Annotated in this window: 11 protein-coding genes; all 11 read right to left on the bottom strand. The window is 73.0% G+C overall.

Going from position 1 to position 12,772, the window contains the following annotated elements; all coding sequences use genetic code 11:
• Positions 1-18: 18 nt before the first annotated feature.
• Genes nuoL through ACI79H_RS07920 form a run of 11 tightly spaced genes read right to left on the bottom strand, consistent with a single transcriptional unit; the run spans position 19 to position 12,772 of the window.
• The gene (gene nuoL / locus ACI79H_RS07970) at positions 19-1,965 is read right to left on the bottom strand and encodes an NADH-quinone oxidoreductase subunit L (protein ID WP_456553847.1); all 1,947 of its coding nucleotides are present in this window, start codon (positions 1,963-1,965) and stop codon (positions 19-21) included.
• Positions 1,966-1,979: 14 nt separating this feature from the next.
• Positions 1,980-2,279 (bottom strand): NADH-quinone oxidoreductase subunit NuoK, encoded by a 300-nt coding sequence (nuoK, locus tag ACI79H_RS07965; RefSeq protein WP_456553846.1) that lies wholly within the window; start codon positions 2,277-2,279, stop codon positions 1,980-1,982.
• Positions 2,276-3,094: an NADH-quinone oxidoreductase subunit J gene (locus ACI79H_RS07960; RefSeq protein WP_456553845.1), complete on the bottom strand. Its 819-nt coding sequence runs from the start codon at positions 3,092-3,094 to the stop codon at positions 2,276-2,278. Before ACI79H_RS07960 ends, nuoK begins: the two co-directional genes overlap by 4 nt.
• Positions 3,091-3,723, bottom strand: a complete 633-nt coding sequence (nuoI, locus tag ACI79H_RS07955) for an NADH-quinone oxidoreductase subunit NuoI (protein ID WP_456553844.1) — start codon at positions 3,721-3,723, stop codon at positions 3,091-3,093. Before nuoI ends, ACI79H_RS07960 begins: the two co-directional genes overlap by 4 nt.
• Positions 3,716-5,182: an NADH-quinone oxidoreductase subunit NuoH gene (gene nuoH, locus ACI79H_RS07950; RefSeq protein ID WP_456553843.1), complete on the bottom strand. Its 1,467-nt coding sequence runs from the start codon at positions 5,180-5,182 to the stop codon at positions 3,716-3,718. Before nuoH ends, nuoI begins: the two co-directional genes overlap by 8 nt.
• A complete protein-coding gene (locus ACI79H_RS07945; protein ID WP_456553842.1) occupies positions 5,182-7,665 on the bottom strand; it encodes an NADH-quinone oxidoreductase subunit G in 2,484 nt (827 codons plus the stop codon). The genes nuoH and ACI79H_RS07945 overlap by 1 nt, the downstream gene beginning before the upstream one ends.
• Positions 7,662-8,990, bottom strand: a complete 1,329-nt coding sequence (gene nuoF / locus ACI79H_RS07940) for an NADH-quinone oxidoreductase subunit NuoF (RefSeq protein ID WP_456553841.1) — start codon at positions 8,988-8,990, stop codon at positions 7,662-7,664. The genes ACI79H_RS07945 and nuoF overlap by 4 nt, the downstream gene beginning before the upstream one ends.
• 4 nt (positions 8,991-8,994) lie before the next feature.
• Positions 8,995-10,017 carry an NADH-quinone oxidoreductase subunit NuoE gene (gene nuoE / locus ACI79H_RS07935; RefSeq protein ID WP_456553840.1) on the bottom strand — a complete coding sequence of 341 codons (1,023 nt, stop codon included), beginning with the start codon at positions 10,015-10,017 and terminating at the stop codon, positions 8,995-8,997.
• Positions 10,018-11,337, bottom strand: coding sequence for an NADH-quinone oxidoreductase subunit D (locus ACI79H_RS07930; protein WP_456553839.1), 1,320 nt, complete (start codon positions 11,335-11,337; stop codon positions 10,018-10,020). It abuts the gene before it with no gap.
• Entirely contained in the window at positions 11,334-12,083 is a 750-nt protein-coding gene (locus ACI79H_RS07925) for an NADH-quinone oxidoreductase subunit C (RefSeq protein WP_456553838.1), read from the bottom strand. The genes ACI79H_RS07930 and ACI79H_RS07925 overlap by 4 nt, the downstream gene beginning before the upstream one ends.
• Entirely contained in the window at positions 12,080-12,772 is a 693-nt protein-coding gene (locus tag ACI79H_RS07920) for a NuoB/complex I 20 kDa subunit family protein (RefSeq protein ID WP_456553837.1), read from the bottom strand. Before ACI79H_RS07920 ends, ACI79H_RS07925 begins: the two co-directional genes overlap by 4 nt.

Raw genomic sequence — 12,772 nt, 5'->3', positions numbered from 1 at the left:
GGGAAGCGTGGGAGCCGGTCATCCCGACGTCACCGCCAGCAGCGCCCCGGCCACCAGGACCGCGCCGCCGAGCATGCTGAGCGCGTAGCTGCGGACGAAGCCGGTCTGGGTGCGGCCGAGCCGGGACGACGACCCGCCCAGCCCGGCGGCCAGGCCGTTGACCGCGCCGTCCACCCCGCGGTTGTCCACCCACACCAGCGCGCGGGTGAGCCACTGCCCGGGCCGCATGACCAGCGACTCGTTGACCGTGTCGGCGTAGAGCGCGTTGCGCGCCGCCCGCGTGACCGGCGAGACGCGCACCGGCGCCTCGACCGGCACCTCGCGGCGGCCGACGAACAGCCAGGCGGCCAGCACGCCGAGCAGCATCACCCCGGTGACCACGACGCCGACGACGAGCGGCTCGACGACGTGCTCGGCCTCGTGCTCGCCGAACACCGGCTCGAGCCAGTCCGAGAGCGGGAAGGCCTCCACCAGCAGGAAGCCGGCACCGATGGAGCCGAGCGAGAGCACGATCATCGGCACGGTCATGACCGTGGGCGACTCGTGCGGGTGGGGTGGGTGGGGATCATCAGCACCGCCCCAGCGCGCCCGGCCGAAGAACGTCATCAGCATCAGCCGGGTCATGTAGAAGGCGGTCAGCCCGGCACCGAGGACGGCGACGCCGCCGAGGACCCAGCCCCAGACGTCGTCCCGGTCCAGCGCGGCTTCGATGATCGCGTCCTTGGTGTAGAAGCCGGAGAGGAACGGGAAGCCGATCAGCGCCAGGTAGCCCAGCCCGAAGGTGGCGAAGGTGATCGGCAGCTTGTTCCACAGCCCGCCGAAGCGGCGCATGTCCACGCCGTCGTCCATCGCGTGCATGACCGAGCCGGCGCCGAGGAACAGCCCCGCCTTGAAGAAGCCGTGGGTGAGCAGGTGCGCCAGGCCCGCGACGTAGCCGGCCGGGCCCAGGCCCACGGCCAGGAACATGTAGCCGATCTGGCTGACCGTCGAGTAGGCCAGCACCTTCTTGATGTCGTCGAAGGCGCAGCCGGCGATGGCGCCGATGAGCAGCGTGATCGCGCCCACGGCGAGCACCACGGTGCGTGCGGTCGGGGTCTGGTCGTAGATCGGCGCCGAGCGCGCGATCAGGTAGACCCCGGCGGTGACCATCGTCGCGGCGTGGATGAGGGCCGAGACCGGGGTCGGGCCCTCCATGGCGTCGGGCAGCCAGGCCTGCAGCGGGAACTGGCCGGACTTGCCGCACGCGCCGAGCAGCAGCAGGAGCCCGATCGCGGTGAGCGTCCCGCCCGCCAGGGTGCCGGCCGAGCCGAGCACGCCCGCGTAGGACGTCGTCCCCAGCTGGGCGAACATGATGAAGATCGCCAGGGCCAGGCCGACGTCGCCGACCCGGTTCATGATGAACGCCTTCTTGGCCGCGGTGGCCGCCGCGGGCCGGGTGTACCAGAAGGCGATGAGCAGGTAGGACGCCAGGCCCACGCCCTCCCAGCCCACGTACAGCGCCACGAAGCTGTTGCCCAGGACCAGCAGCAGCATCGCCGCGACGAAGAGGTTGAGGTAGGCGAAGAACCGGCGGCGCGCGGGGTCGTGCGCCATGTAGCCGATCGAGTAGACGTGGATCAGCGAGCCGACGCCGGTGATCAGCAGCACGAACACCGCCGACAGCGGGTCGTAGAGCAGGCCCGCCCGCACGTCGAGCTCACCGGTGGAGATGAAGGTGAACAGGTCGACGTCGACCGCCCGGCCCTCGACGTCGGCCAGCCGGAAGGTGCAGAGCACGGCCAGCAGGAAGGAGGCGACCACCGTCGCCGTCCCGAGCAGGTGGCCCCAGCGGTCGGTGCGCCGGCCGCCCAGGAGCAGCACCGCGGCGCCCGCCAGCGGCAGCGCGATGAGCAGCCACGACCAGCCGAGCAGGCCCTCGGCCGCGAGCGCCTCGCCGGGCAGCACCTCAGCGGAGATGGTGTCCATGTCCCCGATCCCCGTCAGTACTTCAGCAGGTTGGCGTCGTCGACCGAGGCGGACCGGCGGGTCCGGTAGATCGACATGATGATGGCCAGGCCGATGACCACCTCGGCGGCGGCGACGACCATCACGAACAGCGCGATGATCTGGCCGTCGACGGTCCCGGTGGAGCGGGCGAAGGTGATCAGCGTCAGGTTCACCGCGTTGAGCATCAGCTCGACGCACATGAACACGACGATGGCGTTGCGGCGGACCAGCACGCCGACGGCGCCGATGGTGAACAGGATCGCCGCGAGCACGAGGTAGTGCGTGAGCGTCATGGCCGCGGGCTCCCGTCCGGTCCGTCGAGCGGGGCGGGGTCGAGGGTGCCGAGCGCCGCGTCCGGGGACCCCAGCTGCGCGCGGCCCGTGGGACGGGGCATCTCGTCGATCTCCTGGGGCTCGATGCCGGTGGCGTAGCTGTCGGGCGTGGTGCCCCCGTCCGGGAGCAGCGCGGGCGCCGCCACGGAGTTGGCCCGGGCGTAGACGCCGGGGCCGGGCAGCGTCTGCGGCCGGTCGGTGAGGAACCGGGCGCGGGAGAGCTCCTTCTGCGTCCGCCGGCTGCCCGGCTCGCGCTCGGCGTGCGTGTACACCAGCGCGCCGACCGCGGCGACGATGAGCAGGCCGCCGGTGATCTCGAAGGCCAGCAGGTAGCGGGTGTAGAGCAGCTCGGCGATCGAGGTGATGTTGTCGTCGCCCCCGGTGTCGCCGAGCCCGGTGACCACCAGGTCCTCGGTCGCCCGGGCGATGCCCGCCCCGACCAGCGCCGCGAAGCCGACGCCGAGGACGGCGGCGGCGATCCGCTGGCCGCGCAACGTCTCGACCACCGAGTCCGAGGAGTCGCGGCCGACCAGCATGAGCACGAAGAGGAACAGGATCATGATCGCGCCGGTGTAGACGATGATCTGGGCCGCGCCCAGGAACGGTGCGGACTGGATCACGTAGAAGACGCCGAGCGACAGCATCGTGGTGACCAGCCAGAGCGCCGAGTGGACGGCGTTGCGGCTGAAGACCATGCCCAGGGCACCGGCGAGCGCGAGCGGCCCGAGGATCCAGAAGGCGACGGTCTCCCCCGTGCCGATGACGACCTCGTTCACGCGGAGGCCCCGGCGGCCGTCGACCCGGTGGAGGGCACCGGCGTGCCAGGGGCCCGCAGGTAGTAGTCCTTCTCGTCGTCGCCGAGCCGCATGGGGTGCGGCGGCTGCTCCATGCCGGGCAGCAGCGGCGCCATGAGCTGCTCCTTGGTGTAGATCAGGTCCTGGCGGTTGTCGTCGGCGAGCTCGAAGTCGTTGCTCATGGTCAGCGAGCGGGTCGGGCAGGCCTCGATGCACAACCCGCAGAAGATGCAGCGCAGGTAGTTGATCTGGTAGACCGCGCCGTACCGCTCGCCCGGGGAGTAGCGCGCCTCCTCGGTGTTGTCCCCGCCCTCGACGTAGATCGCGTCGGCCGGGCAGGCCCACGCGCACAGCTCGCAGCCGACGCACTTCTCCAGGCCGTCGGGGTGCCGGTTGAGAACGTGCCGCCCGTGGTAGCGCGGCTTGGTCACCTTGGGCTCGTACGGGTACTGCTCGGTCGTCACCTTGCGGAAGATCTGCGCGAAGGTGACGCCGAAGCCCTGCACGGGCGCCGGGATCAGGCTGTCGCGGACCGCGGGCTCGGCGAGGTGGTCGGTCGAGGGCCGTGCCACCTCACCGCCGCGACGGCTCGCCGGGGTGCGGTCAGGCATCGCGGTCCTCCTCGACGGTGGTGGTGCCGCGCCGGCCGGTGCTGACGACCGCGGTCTCGTCGCCGGCGGCGGGCTGGCGCCGCAGCCGGGGCGACGGCGGCACCTTGAGGTCCATGGGCGGCACCGGGAAGCCGCCCTCGGAGCGGCTCGGCGCTCCGGTGGGGCGGCGCTGCGCACCGGCCGGCGGCAGCACCTCGGGCTCGTCGGACACGGTGTGCACCCCGCCGGCGGCGGCGTGCTCCGCGGCCGCCCGGGTGTCCCGGTTCGCCGACCGGCCGGCCAGCGCCAGGCCGACGAGCACCAGCAGGGCGACCGGCAGCCCGATGTAGAGCGCGACCGCGCCGGTGGACAGGTCGGTCTCCCGGGAGACGGTCCGCATCGTGGCGACGACGAGGATCCAGACCAGGGCGACCGGGACCAGGACCTTCCAGCCGAAGCGCATGAACTGGTCGTAGCGCAGCCGGGGCAGCGTGCCGCGCAGCCAGATGAAGACGAACAGCGCGGCGACGACCTTGAGGAAGAACCACAGCAGCGGCCACCAGCCGGAGTTGGCGCCGTCCCAGATCGACAGCGGCCAGGGTGCCCGCCAGCCGCCCAGGAAGAGGGTCGCGGCGAGCGCGGAGACGGTGACCATGTTGATGTACTCGGCCAGGAAGAACAGTGCGAACTTCAGCGACGAGTACTCGGTGTGGAAGCCGCCCACCAGCTCGCTCTCGGCCTCGGGGAGGTCGAAGGGCGCGCGGTTGGTCTCGCCCACGACGGCGATGGCGTAGATGACGAAGGAGACCGGGAGCAGGACGGCGTACCAGCTGGGGCCGGTGAACTCCCAGCCGAAGAACTCCACCTGGTTGCCGTCGGCCTGCGCGGCGACGATCTCCGAGGTCGACATCGACCCGGCGTAGAGGAAGACCGCGACGATGGACAGCCCCATCGCGATCTCGTAGCTGATCATCTGGGCTGCGCTGCGCATGCTGCCCAGGAGCGGGTAGGTGGAGCCGGACGCCCAGCCGCCGAGCACGATGCCGTAGATGCCCATCGCCGAGCAGGCGAGGACGACGAGCACGCCGATGGGGGCGTCGGTGAGCTGCAGCGGCGTCCGCTCGCCGAAGATGCTGACCGTCGGCCCCAGCGGGATGACCGAGAACGCCACGAAGGCCGGGACGGTGGCGATGACCGGCGCCAGGAAGTAGACCGGCTTGTCCGCCAGCGCCGGCATGATGTCTTCCTTGAACGCGAGCTTGAGCCCGTCGGCGAGGCTCTGCAGGTAGCCGCGCGGTCCGGTCCGGTTGGGCCCGATGCGCTGCTGCATGCGCGCGACGACCTTGCGCTCGAACACGATCGCGAACAGCGTCATCACGACCAGCACGACGAAGACGCCGAGCACCTTGATGAGGACGATCCACCAGACGTCGTTGCCGAAGTCCTCGAGCGTCGGCTGCTCGGGGCTGGCCAGCGGCATCACGCGGCACCTCCCACCGGGGTAGCGGCGGCGAGGCGGACGACCGCACCCGGGCCGGCGCCCAGCTGGGTGCGCACCTCGCTGCCCGGGGAGCGCATCGGCAGCCAGACCACGTGGTCGGGCATGGGGGTCACGACCAGCGGCAGGGTGACCGCGCCGGCGGGCCCGGCCACGGTGACCAGCGCGCCGTCGACGACGCCCAGCCGGGCCGCGGCCTCGGCCCCGAGCCGGACGACCGGGCGCCGGGCGGTGCCGTTGAGCTCCGGCTCCTCGCGGGTCAGGGTCCCGGCGTCCAGCAGCTGCCGCCACGAGGCGAGCAGCGCCTCGTCGGCTCGCAGCGAGGGCGCGGCGACGGGGGCCTCGTCCGGGCCGGGGACGCCGGTGGCGGGTCCGGTCGAGCCCAGCGCCGCGAGCTCGGCGCGCGCCGCCTCCGGGGTGGGCAGTCGGAGGTCGACGTCCATCGCGTCGGCCAGGCCGTGCAGCACGCGCCCGTCGCCCAGCCGGCCGGTGTCGTGCAGCGTGGCGTCGAAGGACCGCACCCGGCCCTCCCAGTCGAGGTAGCTGCCGGCCTTCTCCGACGCCGCGGCCACGGGCAGGACGACGTCGGCCCACTCGGTGACGGCCGTCGGGAACATCTCCAGGCTGACCACGAACCGGGCCTCGGCCAGCGCGTTCTCCGCCAGCAGCGGGTCGGGCAGGTCGGCGGGGTCGACGCCGCCGACCACCAGCCCGGCCAGCCGGCGGTCGCGGACCGCGGCGAGAATGCCGGTGGTGTCGCGGCCGGCCGACGCCGGCAGCGCCTCCGGTGCGATGCCCCAGCGGGCCGCGACGTCCGCGCGGGCGAGCGGGTCGGCGAGGGTGCGCCCACCGGGGAGCAGGCCGGGCAGCGCGCCGGCCTCCACGGCACCGCGCTCGCCGGCGCGGCGGGGGACCCAGGCGATCCGCGCGCCGGTGGCCCGCGCCAGCTCCAGCAGCGCGGTGAAGGCACCGGGGACCTCGGCGAGCCGCTCGCCGGCGAGGACGACGGCACCGGGGACCCGCAGCGCCTCGACGGCCGGGCCGCCCCAGGTGCCGGCGGCCAGCGCCTGCAGCGACCGCGCCTCCGCGCCGGGCAGCGTGGTCAGGACCGTGGCCTGCAGCTTCTGCGCGGCGCGGGTCGGGAAGGGCGCCAGGTCGAAGACCTGCGCTCCCGCGGTGCGCACCGCGCGCCGGAGCCGCAGGAAGACGATCGGCGACTCCTCCTCCGGCTCGAAGCCGGCGAGCAGGACGACCGGCGCCGAGCCCAGCTCGGCGTAGGTCACCCCGCCGCGGCCCGGGCCGGTGCCGGCCACCGTCGTGGTGAGGAAGGCCAGCTCCTCCGCGGAGTGCGCGCGGGCGCGCGCGTCGACGTCGTCGGTGCCGAGCGCCACCCGGGCGAACTTGGCGTAGGCGTAGGCGTCCTCGACGGTCAGCCGGCCGCCGGGCAGCACCCCGACGCCGCCGGCCTCGCGCGCGGCGGCGAGCCCCGCCGCCGCGGCCGCGAAGGCCTCGGGCCAGGAGGCGGGCTGGAGCCGGCCGTCGGCGTCGCGGACCAGCGGCGTCGTCAGCCGCTCGTTGGAGGTGGCGTAGCGGAACGCGTAGCGACCCTTGTCGCAGGTCCACTCCTCGTTGACCGCCGGGTCCTCGCCGGCCTGGCGGCGGGTGACCTTGCCGCGCCGGAAGTCGGTGCGCATCGCGCAGCCCGAGGCGCAGTGCTCGCAGACGCTGTCCTCGCTGCGCAGGTCGAACGGGCGGGCGCGGAACCGGTACTGCGTGCTCGTGAGCGCGCCGACCGGGCAGATCTGCGTGGTGTTGCCGGAGAAGTAGGACTCGAACGGCTCGTCCTCGTAGATCGCCACCTGCTCCAGCGCGCCGCGCTCGAACAGCTCGATGAACGGGTCACCGGCGACCTGCTGGGAGAACCGGGTGCAGCGGGCGCACAGCACGCACCGCTCGCGGTCGAGCAGGATCTCGGTGCTGATCGCCAGCGGCTTCGGGTAGGTCCGCTTCTCGTCGACGAAGCGGCTCTCGGTGCGGCCGTGGCCCATCGCCTGGTTCTGCAGCGGGCACTCGCCGCCCTTGTCGCAGGTCGGGCAGTCCAGCGGGTGGTTGACCAGCAGCAGCTCCATCGTGCCCTGCTGCGCCTTGTCGGCCACCGGGCTGGAGAGCTGGGTGCGCACCGCCATGCCCTCGGTCACCGGCATCGTGCACGAGGCCACCGGCTTGCGCTGCCCCTCGACCTCCACCAGGCACTGCCGGCAGGCGCCGACCGGCTCCAGCAGCGGGTGGTCGCAGAACCGCGGGATGAAGACGCCGACCTGCTCGGCGGCGCGGATGATCAGCGTGCCCTTGGGCACCGCCACGTCGAAGCCGTCGATGGTGCAGTGGACGGCATCCGGCGGGGTGTGCGGGCCGGGGGCACCGGGCGGGACCGCCGGCGCCGGCGTCGGGTTCGTCAGGGTCATGCCGTTGCTCCGACCGGCTCGAGGCGGAGGCTGCGGCCCAGCCGGGCCTGCTCCTCCGGGGGCAGCAGGGCGACGTAGTCGTCCTTGAAGTACTTCAGCGAGCTGGAGATGCAGCTCGTCGCGCCGTCGCCGAGCGCGCAGAAGGAGCGGCCGAGGATGTTGTCGCAGGTGTCGACCAGCAGGTCGAGGTCCTGCGCGGTGCCGCGGCCGTGCGCGATCCGCTCGAGGATCTGCACCAGCCAGTAGGTGCCCTCACGGCAGGGCGTGCACTTGCCGCAGCTCTCGTGGGCGTAGAACTCGGTGAAGCGCAGGGTGGCCTCGACGATCGAGTCGGTCTCGTCGAACACCATGAGCGCGGTCGTGCCGAGCATGGAGCCGGCCGCGGCCACCGAGTCGAAGTCCAGCGGGACGTCGAGGTGCTCGGCGGTGAAGTACGGCGTCGACGAGCCACCCGGCGTCCAGAACTTCAGCTCGTGCCCCGGGCGGACGCCGCCGGCCATGGCCAGCAGTTCGCGCATCGTCGTCCCCATGGGGGCCTCGTACTGGCCGGGGCGGACGACGCGGCCCGACAGCGAGTAGATCTTGGGGCCGGGCGACTTCTCGGGGCCGAAGGCCTTGAACCACTCCGCCCCGCCGCGGACGACGAACGGCACGCTGGCCAGCGTCTCGACGTTGTTGATGACCGTCGGGGCGCCGTAGAGGCCGGCGACCGCCGGGAACGGGGGCTTGAGCCGCGGCTGGCCGCGGTAGCCCTCGAGCGAGTCCAGCAGCGCGGTCTCCTCGCCGCAGATGTAGGCACCGGCGCCGGCGTGCACCACCAGCTCGAGGTCGTAGCCCGAGCCGAGGATGTCGGTGCCGAGGTAGCCGGCCGCGTAGGCCTCCTCGACGGCGGCGACCAGTCGGCGGTGGGCGTGCACGGCCTCGCCGCGGACGTAGATGACGGCGAAGTGCGAGCGGATGGCGTAGGCGGAGATGATCACGCCTTCGACCAGCGAGTGCGGATCGGCCATCATCAGCGGCAGGTCCTTGCAGGTGCCCGGCTCGCCCTCGTCGGCGTTGACCACGAGGTACTTGGGCATCGCGGCCGGGCCGGTCGGCGTCTCCCCCGGCTTGGGCTGCGGGATGAAGCTCCACTTCATGCCGGTCGGGAAGCCGGCGCCGCCGCGGCCGCGCAGCCCGGAGTCCTTGACCATCGTGACCAGCTCGTCGGGGGTCATCGACAGCGCGGTGCGCAGGGCGGCATAGCCCTCGCTGGCCTCGTAGGTCGACAGCCGCCAGGACTTCTCGGCGCCCCAGCGGGTGGTGAGGACGGGGGTGAGGGGCATCGCCTCAGGCCTTCCCGGGACCCTGGCCGGACGTGCCCGGCTCGGTCCCTGCGGGTGTGTCGGTGCCTTGCTCGTCCAGCCCGCCGGGGGGCCGGCCGCGGCCGTACTCGGCGCCCTTGTCCGGGTGGGCCTGCGCGGCGCCGGCCCGCTCGGCGGGGTTGTCGGCGGCGGCGACGCGCGCGTCGGCGGCCTCCTCGGCCGGGGTCTCCCCGGTGCGCCCGGAGGGGGCGACCGTCGCGGCCGGCTCCGCGGTGTCGGGCGCGGGAGCGCCGGCCCGGGCCGGCATGGCGGGTGCGGACTCGCCGCGCTCCTCGGCCAGCCGCAGCCCGGCCAGCGTCGGGCCGAGCGCGCCGGGCGCGTCGACGGCCGCGCTCGCGGCGGCGGCGTCCGCGTGCTGCGAGAAGCCGGCCAGCTGGCGGGAGATGCCGCGGAAGTCGGTGAGCGGGGCACCGCGCGTGGGCGCCGGCTTCTCGCCGCGGCGCAGCGCCGCGACCAGCTCCCGCGCGCTGTCGACGTCCTGCTGGTCGTAGAACTCGTAGTCGACCGTGACCACCGGGGCGTAGTCGCAGGCGGCCAGGCACTCGGCGTGCTCGAGGGTGATCGAGCCGTCGGCGGCGGTCTCGTCGTGGTGCACGCCCAGGTCGGCGGAGAGCGCGTCCATGATCCGCTGCCCGCCGAGCACGCTGCACAGCGTGTTGGTGCAGACGCTGACCAGGTGCCGGCCGGTCGGGCGGCGCTTGTACATCGTGTAGAACGTCGCGACCGCGCCCACCTCGGCCTTGGTCAGGTGCAGCTCCTCCGCGCACAGCGCGACACCCTCGGGCGAGACGTAGCCCTGGTAGCTCTGCACCAGGTGCAGCATCGGCAGCAGGGCCGACCGCGCCTTCGGGTAGCGGGCGATGATCTCCCGCGCCTCGAGCCGGGTCTGCTCGGTCAGCGGCGGGAGGTCCGCCGGCGCGGGCTGGACCGGGCTCGAGTCGAGCCCCGTCACCGCCGTCCCCTCGGCGGAACCAGGAAGTGCACTCATCTAGCGATCCACTCCACCCATGACCGGGTCGATCGATGCGATGGCCGCGATGACGTCGGCGATCATGCCGCCCTCGCTCATCGCCGCCGTGGCCTGCAGGTTGACGAAGCTGGGGTCGCGCACGTGGACGCGCCACGGGCGGGTGCTGCCGTCGCTGACGACGTGGAAGCCCAGCTCGCCGCGCGGGGACTCGACCGGCAGGTAGACCTGCCCGGCCGGCACCCGGAAGCCCTCGGTGACCAGCTTGAAGTGGTGGATCAGGGCCTCCATCGACTGACCCATGATGTGCCGGACGTGGTCCAGCGAGTTGCCCATGCCGTCGGCGCCCAGGGACAGCTGCGCGGGCCAGGCGATCTTCTTGTCGTCGACCATGACGGGGCCCGGCTCGAGCCGGTCCAGCGCCTGCGCGACGATCTTCAGCGACTCGTTGACCTCGGCCATGCGCACCAGGTACCGGCCCCAGGCGTCGCTGGTGTCGGCGGTCGGCACCTCGAAGTCGTAGGTCTCGTAGCCGAGGTAGGGCTCCACCTTGCGCAGGTCCCAGGGCAGGCCCGCCGCGCGCAGCACCGGCCCGGTGACGCCGAGCGCCACGCAGCCGGTGACGTCGAGGTAGCCGGCGTCCTTGAGCCGGTTCTGCCAGATCGGCTGACCGGTCAGCAGTCGGTGGAAGTCGGCCACCCGCTTCGGGAAGATCCGCAGGAACTCGCGGATGCTGTCGGTGGCCCCCTCGGGCAGGTCCTGAGCCAGGCCGCCGGGCCGGATGTAGGCGTGGTTCATCCGCAGGCCGGTGATCTCCTCGAGCAGGTCGAGGACCATCTCCCGCTCGCGGAAGCCGTTGGTCATGCCCGTGAGGGCACCCATCTCCATGCCGAAGGTGGCCAGCGCGACCAGGTGCGAGGCGATCCGGTTGAGCTCCATGACGAGCACGCGGATCGTCTGGGCGCGCTGCGGCGCCTCGATGCCGAGCAGCTTCTCGACCGCGAGGCAGTAGCCGGCCTCGTTGAACAGCGGGGACAGGTAGTCCATCCGCGTCACGAAGGTCGTGCCCTGCACCCAGTTGCGGTACTCGGTGTTCTTCTCGATACCGGTGTGCAGGTAGCCGATGACCACGCGGGCCTTGGTGACCGTCTCGCCCTCGAGGTCGAGCACGAGCCGGAGGACGCCGTGGGTCGAGGGGTGCTGCGGGCCCATGTTGACCACGAGCCGTTCCTCGCCCTGCGCGTCGGCGAAGGCGAGGTCCCAGTCGCCACCGGTGACGGTGTAGACGCGGCCCTCGGTGGTCTCCCGGGAGCCGGCGTAGGGGTCGTAGGTGGTGCTCATCGGTACGCCCTCCGCGTGTCCGGGGGCGGGATCGTCGCGTCGTGGTACTCGACCGGGACGCCGCCCAGCGGGTAGTCCTTGCGCTGCGGGTGCCCGTCCCAGTCGTCGGGCATGAGGATCCGGGTGAGCGCGGGGTGTCCGTCGAAGACGATCCCGAACATGTCGAACGTCTCCCGCTCGTGCCAGTCCGCCGTCGGGTAGACGCCGGTGAGGGAGGGGACGTGCGGGTCCTCCGCGGTGACGGCGACCTCGAGCCGGATCCGCCGGCGGTAGGTCATCGACGTCAGGTGCACCACGACGTGCAGCCGGGGCCGGTGCGGGGCGACCGCGGGGCCGCCGCTGTCGAGGTAGTCGACGCCGGAGACGCTGCTGCACAGCTCGAACCGCAGCGCCTCGTCGTCCCGCAGCGCCTGTGCCAGCGTGAGCAGGTGCTCCCGGGCGACGAAATAGGTGATCTCGCCCCGGTCGACCAGCACCCGCTGCACGGCGGCGGCGTAGGTCGCCTCGCCGACGGCGTCGACGAGCGCGTCGGTGACCTCGTCGAACCAGCCGCCGTACGGGCGCTCGGTCGAGTGCAGCGCCACCGCGCCGCCGGGCTCGACCCGCACCAGGCCGCCGAAGCCCGAGGTGTCGCCGCTGCCGCTGACCCCGAAGGCGCCCTTGCGGAAGCCACCCGAGGGTGCGGTCGCGTCCTCGTACCCGGCCTCCTCGCGGCCGGGTACGACCTCGCCGCCGTCGTTGCTCATCGCCAGGCCTTCCCCATGCCGCTCGGCCGCTCCTCCGGCAGCAGGACGGCGTTGCCCCCGCGCTGGTCGATGGCGAACTGGCCGGTGCGCCCCGCGGCGGCGGCCTCCTCGTAGGCGCGGCGGGCGGCCTTGTCCACGCGCACCGTCGAGGGCATCTCGACGTGCAGCTCCTTCGCCGTCCCCTCGGCCCGGGCGCGGGCGAGCTCGCGGGCGCGCTTCTCGCCCAGCGGCTCGTTCATGATCTTGTGGTGCAGCTTGAGGATCGCGTCGGTGAGCATCTCCGGCCGCGGCGGGCAGCCGGGCAGGTACATGTCCACCGGGACGACGTGGTCGACGCCCTGCACGACGGCGTAGTTGTTGAACATGCCGCCGGAGCTGGCGCAGACGCCCATGGCGAGCACCCAGCGGGGCTCGGGCATCTGGTCGTAGATCTGCCGCAGGACCGGCGCCATCTTCTGGCTCACCCGGCCGGCGACGATCATCAGGTCCGCCTGGCGGGGCGAGGCCCGGAAGACCTCCATGCCGAAGCGGGCGAGGTCGTAGCGGCCGGCGCCGGTCGCCATCATCTCGATCGCGCAGCAGGCCAGGCCGAAGGTGGCCGGCCACAGCGAGGACTTGCGCGTCCAGTTGACCAGCTTCTCCACGCTGGTCAGCAGCACGCCGCTGGGCAGTTTCTCCTCGAGACCCAT

This window comes from Blastococcus sp. SYSU D01042 (assembly GCF_054050515.1).
The sequence above is the reverse complement of the archived record's forward strand: the minus strand, read 5'-3'. Positions and strand labels throughout refer to the sequence as shown.